Source organism: Arthrobacter sp. M71 S08, assembly GCF_059089725.1.
Map to the genome: position 1 here is coordinate 131,661 of NZ_JBNHEY010000006.1, position 14,721 is coordinate 146,381.

Genomic DNA, 14,721 nt, shown 5'->3' on the forward strand with positions numbered 1-14,721 from the left:
CCGACCCGTGACAGCAACTCCTCTCCACCGGGAGCCACTCCCGGCTGCCCCGGCGTACGGCCGCTCAACGATTGCCGAGGTTTTCACCAGCTCCGCTGCAGCCCTCGGCGTTCCCGGGTTCTCCAACACCCTGGACTTGCCCGCCGCCCAGAGGGTCTGCGTGGTGCTGGTCGACGGCCTCGGTGCCTCTTTGCTGCGGCAGCGCTCCGGACACGCGCCTTTCCTGCGCCAGTTCCTGGATTCGTCGCGCAAGCTCGGTTCCGTCTTTCCCAGCACGACGGCGGCCGCCCTCGCCTCACTCGGCACCGGTATGGCGCCCGGGCAGCACGGTCTGGTCGGCTATGACGTCCTCGATCCCGCGCAGGGCAGGGTCGTGAACATGCTCGGCGGGTGGGATGCCGCGGTGAAGCCGGAATACTGGCAGCCGCACCTGACGGTATTCGAACGGGTGGCCCCTCAGCTGCCGGTCACGAGCGTCGGGCTTACGCGCTTCGACGGCTCCGGGCTCACCCGGGCGGCGCTGCGCGGCGGCAGGTATGTGGCGGGGAGTACTCCCGAAGTCCGGGTGCAGGCGGCGTGCAAGGCACTTGCGGTCACGGATCAGGCACTGGTGTACCTCTACCTGAACGAGTTGGACAAGACCGGGCACCGCTCGGGCTGCACGTCACCCGAATGGGGTGACCGGCTTGAAGACATCGACCGGACTATGCGGTCCTTCACCGCGAAGCTGCCGCCCCACACGCTTCTGTTGCTGACGGCTGATCACGGAATGGTGGACGTAGCTCCGGAGCAGCACGTCGATTTCTCGGCGGATCCGGCGTTGGTCGACGGCGTGGCGCACACCGGTGGCGAGCCGCGGATGGTTCATCTCTACACAGAACCCGATCTGACGGAGACCCGTCTGGAGCGTCTGGTGGAGTCCTGGCGGCAGGCGCACGGGGCGCGGGCCTGGGTTCTCACCCGGGCAGAGGCGATTGCTGCGGGCTTCTTCGGGGAGGTCGCTCCGGAGGTCGAGCCGCGGATTGGGAACGTACTGGTGGCTGCCCGGGAACTCGTGGCGTTCTACGACACCCGGAGGGTTCCTGACTCCGCTCTTGAAGTTATCGGGCAGCATGGGTCCATTACGCGCGCCGAGCGGGAGGTACCGTTGTTGACGCTCGCGAAGCCGGGCCCCGGCCCGCTGCGCATGGTTGGGCGCTGACCGATGGCTGAACTGGTTTTCTTCTCCGGAACCATGGATTGCGGCAAATCGACCCTGGCCCTTCAGATGGACTACAACCACAGTGCCCGGGGGCGCGGCGGGCTGCTCTTCAGCTCGCACGATCGTGCAGGCGAATCAGTCATCTCAAGCCGCCTGGGCTTCAGTACCCAGGCGGTGGAAGTTCGCCCGGACACTGACTTCTGGGAGGAACTCGTACGACGGCGCACCCACGGGACGCGCGTCGACTACCTGATCTGTGATGAGGCGCAGTTCTACACCCGGGAGCAGATCGAGCAGCTGGCGCGCATCGTCGATGACATGGAGGTCGACGTGTTCGCATTCGGCATCACCTCCGACTTCCGAACCCAGCTTTTTCCCGGATCGCAGCGGCTGATCGAACTGGCGGACAGGACCCAGGTGCTGCAGGTGGAGGCACTGTGCTGGTGCGGTCGCCGGGCAACCCACAATGCGCGCACTGTGGACGGCGTCATGGTCGTCGAGGGTGAACAAATGGTGGTCGGGGATGTCGAACCGCCCGCCGCTGAGCGTGATCCTGGTCAGCCCCGGCTGACCGGCGGCGGTCTGGATGAATTTGATTCACCCGTCGGTCCCATGATCAGTTACGAAACACTGTGCCGCCGGCACCATATGCGCAAGGTAACGGCCCATACTGCCCGCAGGCACGCCGGCAGCGACGTTCCGCTGCCGTTCCATCCAGCGGCCGCACGGCTCTAGGAGTTCGCTCCGTCAGCGCGTCTCTGAGGACTTCGCCTGGATCAGCGGAACTGGGCGGACGAGCGTCCCACCCACTTGAAGTCGGCTAGTCGCCCTTCGTTCCGAACACGATCTCGTCCCAGCTCGGCACGCTGGAACGCCGGGGTTTGAGCTTGCGATCGGCGTGGTGATCCGGCGTTTTGGGGGCCGCAACGTGGGATTCATCAGGATCGGGGGAGCGTTCGGCTGCCCGCTCGGGGCGGTGGTTCTCCTGACGCGGGGCGTCAGGCGCGCTCTCATTCTCACCCACGATGGGTTGCGGGCGGGCGATCACGCTGATTTCACGTGTATCCGTGCTGACACCTTCGAACAGGCGGGGCGTGCCGTCGTCGTACGTGCCCTCAGCAGTCTCGCCCTCGAAGATCGAGGGAGCAAGGCTCAGACCGGGGAAGCCGCGAGGCTCCGCGGCAGCCGGCGAACCGTCAGCTTCTTCTGTTCCATCGTGACCCTCGCGGGGATGGGCGGCCGGAATATGGCCCTTGGCGAGCATGAGAGCCAACGCGTCATCGCCGTCCTCATCCACACCGAGCCGCTGGCCGCGACGCGACCGCAGTACGTCCAGCAGTTCATCGGCGTCGGCGTCGGCCCCGGAATCAGAGCCGGCACCTTCCGGCTCCTCAACAGCTGCATCCGTCTCGAAGTCGAATACCCGGTCCGCAACTGCGCTCAGCCTCCGCGAGGGAAGCGGCCCGTCAAGCGGTTCGAGTTCACTCAGTACCTGGGCCCAGCGGTTGGCGTTCAGCACGGTGCGCCGGGACGGGTTGAACGTCCACTGTGCCGGTGGTTCCTCGCCGACGGATGCGGCAGATCCGGTGGGCAGCTCGAACCGGACGACGACGGTCCAGAGACCGTCGGGCTTGCGCCAGGCATCCCATTCGGCGGTCTCGGGATCCACTCCGAAGGCCTGCAGGCGGTACCGGACCATGTCGTCGAGCTGGGCCGGGTTCTCGCCGAAGGCGGAGCGGTAGCCGTCGTTGGAGGGCAGGGGAGAGGCAACTTCCACACGCTGCGCCAGCTGGGCCATGTAGTCACGTTCGGCCCGGACCGGGCCTTCGTAACGCAGAACGTGCTGCAGGTCTACGCCGGTTTCGTCGACGATTTCCTGGGCAGTTGAACCGCCGCGGATCCTCGCCTGGATGTCGCGGGGGCTCAAGGCCGGCCGCTTGTCCTTGTCTACGGACGGTTTATGTTGCGCCGGACGTGTGGATGGCCTGGTGCTCGCCATCCGCAGCGCCTCGTTGATAGGCAGGTGGAAGGAAGCTCCACCCTCACCGCTCAGCAGCAGATGACCTCCGCCCTCATCCACGCCTACCAGCCGTAGCTCCTGCATGAAAAACCCTCCAGCCGACATACATTACTTCCGGTGAAACTCTGCCATTCAAAGAGGCCCGTTCCTACTTCATCCCTGGTGTGGCGCGGAACTTATGCACCGATTCGCTTTTAAAGGGGCGATCGGCAACAATCTCTGCGGTACGGGCACAAATTGCACCCCCTCAGCGTTGTGACACGGACAGGAGCTTGTGCTTCACGGCACCGATCCTGTATTGCCGATTCGACCGTGACACTCATAGACCACATATATCCACCGGAGCGTGAACAACTAACTATGGCGACTGACTACGATGCGCCGCGGAAGACAGACGACGAGCTCAGCGAAGACTCTATTGAAGAGCTGAAGTCGCGTCGCACGGACAAGCAATCCGCGGTTGTCGACGAGGACGAGGCCGATGCGGCGGAAGGCTTCGAACTTCCGGGCGCCGATCTCTCCGGCGAAGAACTGCTCGTGCGGGTTCTTCCCGCCCAGGCCGACGAATTCACCTGTTCCTCCTGCTTCCTGGTACGTCACCGCTCGCAAATCGCGAAGGAGAAGGACGGGCTGACCTTCTGCAAGGACTGCGAAGGCTGACCTGCAGGATTCAGAAACTCAAAGCGGGCGCGTAAGCGCTCCTACGCTCCTCGCGACGGGGCGGTCAGGGCGGCTGTCAGCTGCTCAGGCCGCCTCGTCGACGTTAACCAGTACGGAGTGGGGTCCTCGGCATCGTTGATGGCGATCTTGACGACGGGGGAGATCCATCCCCGAATGCAGAGATACGCCTTTCCATGAAGCTCGGTCCCACGTTGTGCGGTCGCAGCGGCGCCGGTGAAAGCCTCCACGTCCCCGAGATACTTCCGCTCGATCTGGGCTTTGCCCACCTGAAGTTCCGTCGGGGTGACCCTGATGGCAGGGGTGGACAGAATGAGCAGAGTGGTCAGAACGGCTGCAACGACGACGGCGGCCACAATCCCCGCCTGGACGCTGATTGGAATGAACGTGAAGACCGAGGCGACGGACGCGCCTGCAACCACCATCCAGATCCACGGTGCCGGCCACAACTTCTCTTCGTACACGACGGATTCACCGGCAGATCCTGTAGGCATGTCAGCTAGCTAAGCATCTTTCCGGCGGCTTTTCATCCTGGTGCGGAGGAGTGGACGAGTGGACGAGTGGACGAAAGCGATACAGTAAATGGAGCAGAGGGCTCCGATGCATTCCGCACTTTCGGCGCATCGCGCCGATGGGCGGCGCAAGCCACGCCCGCCACCCAAAAACCGTGCAGGAGAAGACATGCTTGATACCGCTGAAGCATTGTCCGTACAGATCAAAATGCTCGACGACGGCCTGGAACCCCCTGCCTATGCACATCCGGGGGATGCGGGAGCGGATCTTCGCACCCGCGTTGACTTTGAACTCCAGCCCGGAGAGCGCGCACTGGTTCCCACCGGCGTCTCGCTCGCCTTGCCGGTTGGTTACGCAGCATTTGTCCATCCCCGCTCCGGCCTGGCAGCCAAGCACGGAATCACCGTCGTCAATGCCCCCGGCACCGTCGACGCAGGCTACCGGGGAGAGATTGCCGTGACGCTGCTCAATACCGATGCCTCCACTCCGTTGTCCTTCCGCAGGGGGGACCGGATCGCCCAACTGATCATCCAGAAGGTGGAGCAGGCAACGTTCGTGGCCGTGGAAGAGCTGCCCGACTCTGTACGCGGAGCCGGCGGATTCGGGTCAACCGGAGGATTCGCTCCCACCGCCGGTGCAACACGCTGAAGCAATCGACTGGCAGCGACAGGCTGCCGATGACCATTGAAGGAGGAACCCGACCATGATCTTCGGGCGCCGCAAGAAAAAGAATGAATCAGACACGGACTCCAGCGCACCATCGAGCCCCGCTGAAGAGGCTGCAGACGTCCGCGAAGAAACCGAAGCCGCCGATGCTCCGGCTGAGGACCAGACGGCGGCCGGCCGCGAAGCAACAGGGCCGTTCGATGAGTCGGAGAAGGAAACAACCGAGGGCTACATCGACCTTGGCGCGCTGCGCATTGCTGCTGCCGAGAACCTTCAGCTGCGCCTGGAGGTCGAGGAGCGTACCAAACGGGTTATCGCGGTCACGCTGGATATCAAGGGTTCTAACCTGCAGCTCCAGGCCTTTGCCGCCCCCCGTTCCGAAGGGCTCTGGGACGAGATCCGGGGACAGATCTCCGCATCCGTAGGCTCACAGGGCGGAACTGTTGCGGAGCGCCAGGGCGAGTTCGGGACCGAACTGATCGCCAAGCTCCCGGCACAGACGCCCGACGGCCGTGCCGGATTCCGCGTCGCCAGGTTCGTTGGCGTGGACGGGCCACGGTGGTTCCTCCGCGGCGTCTTCGGGGGCCCGGCAGCCGTGGATCCTGCCGTAGCCGAGCCGATGCAGCAGCTCTTCCGGAACGTCGTGGTGGTTCGCGGAGACCATCCACTGCCTCCACGCGAACTGCTGCCGCTCAGGCTGCCGAAGGATGCCGGAGCGCCGAAGCAGCAGCCCGAACAGCCCAAGGCGACACCGGAGGACCCGCTACGGCGAGGTCCCGAGATAACCCACATTGGCTGACCAGGATTCAGCCAGCTATCCGGCAGGGTCGGGGGTCCCGCTGCCGAGTCGCGGACGGTTCGCCGGCAGCGGCTTCGTCGAGCGGGTGACCATCATGCCCCGCAGCGCCGCGCCGCACTTTTCGGCAATGGTGGCCCTGCGCACCGACCGCTCCGCCACCGGTGATCAGGCTGCCCATGCAGGCAACCGTGTCCAACTCGTGTGGACCGGCCAGCGCAGAATACCCGGGATCGACCCCGGAATTCACCTCGCCTTCGAGGGGATGGTCAGCATGGTCGATGGAATCCCCACTATTCATAACCCGCGGTACGAAATTGTCGGCCGTCCTGAGGAGTCACCGTGAACCAGCCCGCTGAGGACCGCCCCGGCAGCAATGCGTCTGACAAGCACGACGAGCCGGCCGCGGACCAGGGTATGGGAGCAATCGCGGGCCAGTATGCCGCCAAGGCCGGAGTCCGTCAGGACGAAAGCGGGCGCATTGACGTTCTGCAGTCAATCGGAGGCGTGCGGGGGCTAGCGGAGAGCATTCTGCCGGGCCTGCTCTTTACCGTCGTCTTCACCGTCCTGCGGGACCTGCAGTTGTCGCTGATCGTTGCCCTGGCTGTCTCCGCCGTCTTTACGGTCATCCGGCTGCTTACCAAGACGCCCCTCACGCAGGCCCTGTCCGGATTGGTCGGCGTCGGTATCTGTGCGTTCGTAGCTAACCGGACAGGCAATGCGCAGGACTTCTTCCTTCCCGGATTCTTCACCAACGCCGCCTATATCGTGGGGATGGTCATTTCCATCGCTGTGCGTTGGCCGCTGGCGGGGCTGCTCTTCGGCTTCATCCGGGGTGAGGGCACGGACTGGCGCAAGCACGCATCGAGGGTTCGGGCGTACTCGATTGCCACCTTGCTGATCGTAGCGGTGCTTGCGCTGCGGCTCGTCGTCCAGGTGCCGCTGTACCTTGCCGACAACATCGCAGCTCTCGGCGCCACCCGAGTTGCCATGGGCGTCCCGCTCTACGCGCTGGGCCTCTGGTTCGCCTGGTTGGTGTCCCGGCCGGCGCTGGAGAAGCAGCAGCACCCGCCGGCATAATCCGCTAGGAAGCAGGCCGGAGAGCGGACCGCAGCGCGTCCTCGGCGGCAATGGTGGCGACGAAGAACAGCTCATCGCCGGCTTCGACAACATCATCGGGGCTGGGGGTGATGGGGGTGTCGTCGCGGAGAATCGCCACCGCCGTGCAGTCCGCTGGAAGTTCGATCGATCCGAGCAGGCGCCCGATGAGGGGTGAATCCTGCGCCACAGTGAACTCGACGATCGCGGACACTCCGGTACGGAGCGTCAGCAGGCGCACGAGGTCGCCGATCTCGACTGCTTCCTCCACGAGGGCGGTCATGAGGCGCGGCGTGTTCACGGCTACGTCCACACCCCAGGAGTCATCGAACATCCAGTCGTTCTTCGGATTGTTCACCCGCCCTACGGTGCGTCCCACGCCGAACTCGCTCTTGGCGAGCAGGGAGACCACCAGGTTCACCTTGTCGTCGCCCGTGGCGGAAACGACGACGTCCGCCTCCTCCAGCTTGGCGTCCTTCAGCGTGGTGAGCTCGCAGGCGTCGCCGATCAGCCAGCGCGCGCCCTTCAGGCCGCTGCGGCCTACTGCCTCGGGCTTCTCGTCGATCAACAGGATGTCGTGGTTATTGGACAGCAGTTCCCGGGCGATCGATGACCCGACGCTTCCCGCCCCGGCGATGACGACCTTCATTCCTGCTCCTCCGGCGGCTGCTTGGACAGCACCCGCGCCACTTCGTCCGTTGCGGCGGTTTCCATCATGGCGTGGACCACGTCGCCTTCCTGGTAACTGGTACCTCTTCCCGGCAGCATCCCCTCGCCGAAACGGGTGAGATAGGCGACGCGAACACCTGCCGCCGCCTCGATCTCCTTGATCGACCGTCCGAGCCACCCTTCGTGAAGCGCAAGCTCACCGAGGATCAGCCGCCCGGAGGACTCACGGAAGTCACCGTTGATGCTCTGTTCCGGGAGGATCCGGCGCAGTACCTGGTCGGCGCTCCAGCGGACCGCCGCCACAGTGGGTATGCCCAGCCGCTGGTAGATCTCGGCGCGTCCGGGGTCATAGATTCTCGCGACGACATGCGGTACGTGGAAGATCTCGCGGGCAACGCGGGTGGCGAGAATATTGGAGTTGTCTCCGCTGGAGACGGCGGCAAAGGCGTAGGCACTCTCGATGTCGGCGTTCTTCAGCGTGTCACGGTCAAACCCAACGCCGGTCACCTTGCGGCCGCCGAAGGAGCCCCGCAACCTCCGGAAAGCGCGATCATCCTGGTCGATGATCGCTACGCTGTGGCCGGATTCGTCCAGCGTGTGCGCCAGGCTGGCTCCGACCCGGCCGCAGCCCATGATTACGAAATGCGCCACTGCGCCACCCTCGGTTGTCTACTGCTGGTTATGTTCCAAGCCTAGTGGAGGGAGCACGGTACAAACGCGCTAGTCTGTGGGCTGTGCTGACTTTCTTCGAGGCCGCCAAGCGGGTGCTGGTGGGCAAGCCGTTCCGCAATGACCGGCTTCGGCATGGAAAGCTGCCCAAGAAGATCGCCATGCCGCTGTTTTCGACCAGCGCGCTGTCGTCGGCCGCCTACTCACCGGACGAAATTCTCCTGACGCTCGCGCTGGCCGGCGTCGCTGCTGTTGCCGTATCGCCGTGGGTGGGCCTTGCCGTCATTGTGGTTCTGCTGGTTGTTATCGCGTCCTACCGGCAGTCCGTCCACGCGTATCCCTCCGGCGGGGGTGACTACGAGATCGCACGGCGCAACCTGGGCGACGGCGCGGGCGTGACAGTGGCCGCGGCGCTCATGGTGGACTACGTCCTCACCGTCGCGGTTTCGGTTTCGGCGGGCGCGCATTACGTGATCTCTCTGGCGCCGGGGCTGGCAGGCACGCAGAGCGCCCTGGCGGTGGGCGCCGTCGTCGTCCTGGTGCTCGTGAACCTGCGGGGATTCACTCGGGACGCGCGCGTCCTGGCTGTCCCGTCCTATGTCTTCATGGGCGCCATCCTGGCGCTCTGTACGGCCGGCATTGTGCAACGCCTTACGGGGACGCTCGGTGAGGCGCCGAGCGCACGCTTCGAGATCATCCCGGACCCTGCCTTCGAGAGCGGGCTGGTGGGGCTTGCCGGTGCACTGCTCATCCTGCGCGCATTCTCCTCGGGTGCAGCGGCGCTGACGGGCGTTGAAGCCCCGAGCGCCAACGTGCCCAGCTTTGAGGCGCCACGCAGCAGGAACGCGGCGAGCACCCTGCTCATCCTGGGAGTGGTCGCGTCGCTGATGACCGCCGGCGTGATTTACCTGGCGAACGCCACTCGCGTTCACGTGGTGCAGAACCCGTCCGAGCAGTTGCTGCTCGACGGTGAGCCCGTGGGGGAGTCCTACGTCCAGAACCCAGTCATCAGCCAGCTTGCCCGGACCATTTTCGACGGGGGAAGCCTGCCGTTCATCGTCGTTGTCGCGGCGACTGCGCTCATCCTGCTGCTGGCGGCGCACGGCGCATTCAACGGTTTCCCGGTACTGGCATCGATTCTCGCCAAGGACGGATATCTTCCACGCCAGCTGCGCACCCGCGGGGACCGCCTGACGTTCAGCAACGGCATCATGGCCCTCGGCCTTGGTGCGATCCTGTTGATTTTTGTCTTCCGGGCGGATGTCACGCAGCTGGTGCAGCTGTATATCGTCGGCGTGTTCGTGTCCTTCACCGCAACCCAGCTTGCGTTGATCAAGCACTGGAGCCGCGAGCTGCGCAGCACCGTCGACAAGAAGCGCCGCTGGCAGATGAACAAATCCCGTGCCATCAACTCGATCGGATTCGTGCTGACTGCCGCCGTGCTCGTGGTGGTGCTTGTTACCAAGTTCGAGTTCGGTGCCTGGATCGCTGTCCTGGCCATGGCTGTGCTGTTCGTGGTCATGTTCAGCATCAAGGCCCACTACGACAAGGTTGCCCGCGAACTGGCCATTGACGATGCCGCTTCGGCGCGTGCCCTGCCCTCACGCGTCCACGCCATCATCCTTGTCTCGCACGTGCGCAAGCCCGTGCTGCGCGCGCTCGCCTTTGCGCGCGCTTCCCGCCCTTCGAGGCTCGACGCGATCGTGGTCGATGTCGACCCCGAGGAGACAAGACGCACGCTGGAAGACTGGGACCGCCTCGAGGTACCGGTGCCGATTACGGTCCTCGCCTCTCCCTACCGCGACACGATCCAGCCGATCATGAATTACATCCAGTCCATGCGGCGGGATTCACCACGCGACCTCATCGTTGTCTACATCCCCGAGTACGTCGTCGGGAAGTGGTGGGAACAACTGGTCCACAACCAGACGGCGCTGCGCATCAAGACCCGGTTGCACTTCGAACCGGGGGTTATGGTGGCAAGCGTGCCGTGGCAGTTGGCATCCTCCGAAGCAGCCCGAAAATTCCAGGACCTCAGGTGACCCAGACTCCAGAACTACTCGAACTGACCATCGGACCGCCCGCGCACGGCGGGCACTGCGTTGCCCGGCACGAGGGGCGGGTGATCTTCGTGCGCCACGCGCTGCCGGGCGAAGTGGTGAAGGCCCGCCTGACCGAGCACGACGACGGTGCCCGCTTCTGGCGTGCGGACGCCACCGAAGTGGTGCAGCCCTCCCCGCACCGGGTGAACCACCCGTGGCCGCTCGCGGATGCTGTCCTCGCCGGGATGCGCGGTACCCGGCCCGTTGGCGGGGCGGAGTTCGGTCACATCGACCTGCCAGCCCAGCGCCGTCTGAAGGCTGACGTGTTCTCCGAACAGCTTGCGCGTCTGGGCAAGGTCGACCGTCAGGTCACGGTGGAACCCGTACCGGATGAGACCCCGGACGGACTCGGGTGGCGAACCCGCGTGGGATTCGCCGTCGATCCGGACGGGCACCTTGCAATGCACGAGCACCGTTCGACCGTGCTCATTCCGGTGGCGGAGATGCCGCTGGCCGTTCCTGCGATCAATGAACTCGCCCTGTGGAACCTGGACTTCAGCGGAGTGGATGGTGTCGAGGTCGCAGCGGGCTCCGGTGACGATGAGCCGCTGGTGCTGCTCAAGACCCGGCAGGATAGGCCCGGACCCGAGATCCGCGCGTTGGCTGACGGAATCGAGGGTGCGTCGGTGGTGACCTGGAACCCTGAGTCGGGATCCGTTACGCGGCTGCGCGGCCGTACGTGGGTCCGCGAAGTCGTGGGAGCCCATAGCTTCCGGGTAACCGGGGAGGGGTTCTGGCAGATCCACCGCAGTGCGCCACGGGTCCTTACCGAGGCAGTGCTGGAGGGACTCAATCCGGCACCGGGAGAACGGGTGGCGGACCTGTACGCCGGTGCCGGATTGTTCACCGCTGCCCTTGCCGAACGCGTGGGGGAGACAGGTTCGGTACTCTCCGTCGAAGGTTCTCCGGCGGCCAGCCGCGACGCACGGCGGAACCTCCACGGACAGGTGCACGTGGACATCGTGCAAGGGAAGGTTGAGAAAGTGCTGCGTGAACGCAGGCCGCACTTCGACGCCGTCGTCCTTGACCCGCCACGGGCGGGATCCGGAAAGGACACCGTCCGGGCAATCACCGGGACCGGCGCGAAGGCCGTAGTGTACGTATCCTGCGATCCGGCATCCTTCGCGCGCGACGTCGCGTACTTCGCGGCGGCGGGATGGCACCTTGACTCGCTGCGCGTCTTCGACCTGTACCCCCACACCCACCACATGGAGTCCGTAGCGGTGCTGCGCCCGGCGTGAGCCGCCCCTGGCTGCCCACAAACGGATAGGATGAAAATGGTTGTTCCGGATGGACTCGCAGCCAACATGTACCTGCGAAACCGATACCTGCTCCTGCCGGAGTATTAGGTGCTCCTAACTAGCAGCTCGCGCCCGCCGGAACAAGGATAGAAGACGGCGAGAGGAGTCCTGACATGAGTAGTGTGGACAGCTTCGGTTCCAAAGGCGTACTAGACGTCGCCGGTGCCGAATACGAGATTTTCCGGTTGAATGCAGTTGAAGGCGCCGAGAGCCTTCCGTACAGCCTCAAGGTTCTGCTCGAGAACCTGCTGCGCACCGAGGACGGCGCAAACATCACTGCGGATCATATTCGCGCCCTCGCGAACTGGGACGCCGACGCCCAGCCGAACACCGAAATCCAGTTCACGCCGGCGCGTGTCCTCATGCAGGACTTCACCGGTGTGCCCTGCGTGGTGGACCTGGCGACCATGAGGGAAGCGGTCAAGGAGCTGGGTGGTGACCCGGCACGCGTGAACCCGCTGGCGCCTGCCGAAATGGTGATCGACCATTCCGTGCAGATTGACGTCTTCGGTAACTCGGATGCCATCCAGCGGAATATGGAAATTGAATACGAGCGCAACGGCGAGCGTTACCAGTTCCTGCGTTGGGGCCAGACCGCCTTCGATGACTTCAAGGTTGTTCCGCCCGGAACCGGCATTGTGCACCAGGTCAACATCGAGTACCTGGCCCGCACCATCATGACGCGTGAGGTGGACACCGAAGCCGGCACAGTGCTGCGTGCCTACCCTGACACCTGCGTCGGCACCGACTCGCACACCACCATGGTCAACGGTCTCGGTGTGCTGGGCTGGGGTGTAGGCGGCATTGAGGCCGAGGCAGCGATGCTCGGACAGCCCGTATCGATGTTGATCCCGCGCGTCGTCGGCTTCAAGCTCACCGGTGCAATCCCGGCTGGTGCAACAGCAACCGACGTCGTCCTGACCATCACCGAGATGCTGCGCAAGCACGGCGTCGTCGGCAAGTTCGTGGAGTTCTACGGCGAGGGGGTTGCCGAGGTTCCACTCGCGAACCGCGCCACCATCGGCAACATGAGCCCGGAGTTCGGCTCGACGGCAGCAATGTTCCCCATCGATGACGTCACGCTCGAATACCTGCGCCTCACCGGGCGCTCGGAAGAGAGTGTCGCGCTGGTGGAGTCCTACACGAAGGAACAGGGCCTCTGGCACGATCCCTCGCGTGAAATCCGCTTCTCCGAGTACATCGAGCTCGACCTGTCCACGGTTGTTCCCTCCATTGCAGGGCCCAAGCGCCCTCAGGACCGCATCGCGCTGACCAACGCCAAGGAGCAGTTCCGCAAGGACATCCACAACTACACCGGGCACGGTGACGAGGCAGCCCTGGATGAGGCCCTCGAGGAGTCCTTCCCCGCCTCTGATGTGCCGGCCATGACGTCCACGCTGAAGCACTCAGCTGCGGCATCGGCCAGCGGACGTCCCTCCAAACCGGTCAACGTGAAAATGGCCGATGGCCGCGAGTTCGTCCTGGACCACGGTGCGGTGAGCATCGCCTCGATCACCTCGTGCACCAACACGTCGAACCCCTCGGTCATGCTGGCGGCAGCACTGCTCGCGCGCAACGCCGTCGAAAAGGGCCTCACCTCCCAGCCTTGGGTCAAGACGTCGGTCGCTCCCGGTTCAAAGGTCGTCACTGACTACTACGACAAGTCCGGACTCACTCCCTACCTGGAGAAGCTCGGATTCTTCATTGTCGGGTATGGCTGCGCTACCTGCATCGGTAACTCGGGCCCGCTCGAGGAAGAAATCTCCCACGCGATCCAGAACAATGACCTTTCCGTCGCTGCAGTGCTTTCGGGCAACCGCAACTTCGAGGGTCGGATCAACCCAGACGTGAAGATGAACTACCTCGCGTCGCCGCCGCTGGTGATTGCTTACGCACTTGCCGGGACCATGGACTTTGACTTCGAGAACGATGCCCTCGGTCAGGATGAGTCGGGCAACGACATCTTCCTCCGGGACATCTGGCCGAGCCCCACCGAAGTCCAGCAGGTCATCGATTCCTCGATCGACGAGGCCATGTTCGCCAAGGGTTACGAGGGCGTGTTCGACGGCGATGAGCGCTGGAAGGCACTGGATACCCCCGAGGGCGACACCTTCGCGTGGAACAACGATTCCACCTACGTGCGCAAGCCCCCATACTTCGAGGGCATGCAGGCGCAGCCGGAGCCGGTTTCCAACATCGAGGGAGCCCGCGTACTCGCCAAACTCGGCGATTCGGTCACCACCGACCACATCAGCCCCGCAGGCTCGTTCAAGTCCGACAGCCCGGCCGGCCGCTACCTCCTCGAGCACGGTGTCGCCCGGAAGGACTTCAACTCCTACGGATCCCGCCGAGGCAATCACGAGGTCATGATCCGCGGCACCTTCGCGAACATCCGGCTGCGCAACACGCTGCTGGACGGCGTCGAGGGCGGCTTCACCCGCGACTTCACCCAGACCGGCGGCCCGCAGGCCTACATCTACGATGCCGCCATGAACTACCAGGCAGCAGGCACGCCGCTCGTGGTCCTCGCGGGCAAGGAGTACGGTTCGGGCTCATCGCGTGACTGGGCTGCCAAGGGAACCGCGCTGCTCGGGGTCAAGGCTGTTATCGCCGAAAGCTACGAGCGCATCCACCGGTCGAACCTGATCGGTATGGGCGTGCTGCCGCTGCAGTTCCCGGCCGGGCAGAACGCCGCAACGCTTGGCCTGACCGGTACCGAAACGTTCTCCATCGAGGGCGTCACGGACCTGAATGACGGCAATACGCCGGCAACCGTCAAGGTGACCGCGACTCCGGAAGAGGAAGGCAACCCCGTGACGTTCGACGCAGTTCTGCGCATCGACACGCCGGGTGAAGCCGACTACTACCGTAACGGCGGCATCCTGCAGTACGTGCTGCGCCAGCTCGCGGCAGCGTCCTAACCGACTGCTCCGAAGAACACGCCGTCTCCGGTCACGGAGGCGGCGTGTTCTGTGTTGAGGGGCGGCGCGGTCACCGGCGGGGCACGG

Annotated in this window: 14 protein-coding genes; 10 read left to right on the forward strand and 4 right to left on the reverse strand. The window is 64.6% G+C overall.

Annotation, left to right across the window (positions count from 1 at the left end; translation table 11 throughout):
• Positions 1 to 7 precede the first annotated feature (7 nt).
• A complete protein-coding gene (locus AC5RTB_RS13085) occupies positions 8 to 1,201 on the forward strand; it encodes an alkaline phosphatase family protein (RefSeq protein WP_494061507.1) in 1,194 nt (397 codons plus the stop codon).
• Positions 1,202 to 1,204: 3 nt separating this feature from the next.
• Complete coding sequence (locus AC5RTB_RS13090) at positions 1,205 to 1,936, forward strand: thymidine kinase (RefSeq protein ID WP_494061508.1); 732 nt, start codon at positions 1,205 to 1,207, stop codon at positions 1,934 to 1,936.
• 85 nt (positions 1,937 to 2,021) lie between these two features.
• On the opposite strand, the gene sepH is transcribed toward AC5RTB_RS13090, so the two are convergent.
• Complete coding sequence (gene sepH / locus AC5RTB_RS13095) at positions 2,022 to 3,305, reverse strand: septation protein SepH (RefSeq protein WP_494061509.1); 1,284 nt, start codon at positions 3,303 to 3,305, stop codon at positions 2,022 to 2,024.
• 276 nt (positions 3,306 to 3,581) lie between these two features.
• On the opposite strand from sepH, the gene AC5RTB_RS13100 reads away from it, so the two are divergent.
• Entirely contained in the window at positions 3,582 to 3,881 is a 300-nt protein-coding gene (locus AC5RTB_RS13100) for a DUF4193 domain-containing protein (protein ID WP_494061510.1), read from the forward strand.
• Between the two features lie 41 nt (positions 3,882 to 3,922).
• Here AC5RTB_RS13100 and AC5RTB_RS13105 read toward each other — a convergent pair whose 3' ends face one another.
• Positions 3,923 to 4,393, reverse strand: coding sequence for a DUF3093 domain-containing protein (locus AC5RTB_RS13105; RefSeq protein WP_494061511.1), 471 nt, complete (start codon positions 4,391 to 4,393; stop codon positions 3,923 to 3,925).
• A gap of 187 nt (positions 4,394 to 4,580) precedes the next feature.
• On the opposite strand from AC5RTB_RS13105, the gene dut reads away from it, so the two are divergent.
• From dut to AC5RTB_RS13125, 4 genes are read left to right on the forward strand one after another with little or no spacing between them, the layout of a single operon-like run.
• Positions 4,581 to 5,060, forward strand: coding sequence for a dUTP diphosphatase (gene dut / locus AC5RTB_RS13110; protein ID WP_494061512.1), 480 nt, complete (start codon positions 4,581 to 4,583; stop codon positions 5,058 to 5,060).
• 55 nt (positions 5,061 to 5,115) lie between these two features.
• Positions 5,116 to 5,877, forward strand: a complete 762-nt coding sequence (locus AC5RTB_RS13115) for a DUF3710 domain-containing protein (RefSeq protein ID WP_494061513.1) — start codon at positions 5,116 to 5,118, stop codon at positions 5,875 to 5,877.
• The gene (locus AC5RTB_RS13120; protein ID WP_494061514.1) at positions 5,870 to 6,220 is read left to right on the forward strand and encodes a hypothetical protein; all 351 of its coding nucleotides are present in this window, start codon (positions 5,870 to 5,872) and stop codon (positions 6,218 to 6,220) included. Before AC5RTB_RS13115 ends, AC5RTB_RS13120 begins: the two co-directional genes overlap by 8 nt.
• Entirely contained in the window at positions 6,217 to 6,954 is a 738-nt protein-coding gene (locus AC5RTB_RS13125; protein ID WP_494061515.1) for a DUF3159 domain-containing protein, read from the forward strand. Before AC5RTB_RS13120 ends, AC5RTB_RS13125 begins: the two co-directional genes overlap by 4 nt.
• 4 nt (positions 6,955 to 6,958) lie before the next feature.
• Here AC5RTB_RS13125 and AC5RTB_RS13130 read toward each other — a convergent pair whose 3' ends face one another.
• Together AC5RTB_RS13130 and AC5RTB_RS13135 are read right to left on the reverse strand one after the other, a co-directional pair.
• Positions 6,959 to 7,621 (reverse strand): potassium channel family protein, encoded by a 663-nt coding sequence (locus AC5RTB_RS13130; RefSeq protein WP_494061516.1) that lies wholly within the window; start codon positions 7,619 to 7,621, stop codon positions 6,959 to 6,961.
• Positions 7,618 to 8,292, reverse strand: coding sequence for a potassium channel family protein (locus AC5RTB_RS13135; RefSeq protein WP_490892359.1), 675 nt, complete (start codon positions 8,290 to 8,292; stop codon positions 7,618 to 7,620). Before AC5RTB_RS13135 ends, AC5RTB_RS13130 begins: the two co-directional genes overlap by 4 nt.
• A gap of 83 nt (positions 8,293 to 8,375) precedes the next feature.
• On the opposite strand from AC5RTB_RS13135, the gene AC5RTB_RS13140 reads away from it, so the two are divergent.
• The 3 genes from AC5RTB_RS13140 to acnA all read left to right on the forward strand — a co-directional run bounded on the left by AC5RTB_RS13140 (position 8,376) and on the right by acnA (position 14,634).
• Positions 8,376 to 10,352: an APC family permease gene (locus tag AC5RTB_RS13140; RefSeq protein WP_494061517.1), complete on the forward strand. Its 1,977-nt coding sequence runs from the start codon at positions 8,376 to 8,378 to the stop codon at positions 10,350 to 10,352.
• Positions 10,349 to 11,653, forward strand: a complete 1,305-nt coding sequence (locus AC5RTB_RS13145; protein WP_494061518.1) for a class I SAM-dependent RNA methyltransferase — start codon at positions 10,349 to 10,351, stop codon at positions 11,651 to 11,653. Before AC5RTB_RS13140 ends, AC5RTB_RS13145 begins: the two co-directional genes overlap by 4 nt.
• A 173-nt stretch (positions 11,654 to 11,826) precedes the next feature.
• A complete protein-coding gene (acnA, locus tag AC5RTB_RS13150; protein WP_494061519.1) occupies positions 11,827 to 14,634 on the forward strand; it encodes an aconitate hydratase AcnA in 2,808 nt (935 codons plus the stop codon).
• Positions 14,635 to 14,721 lie beyond the last annotated feature (87 nt).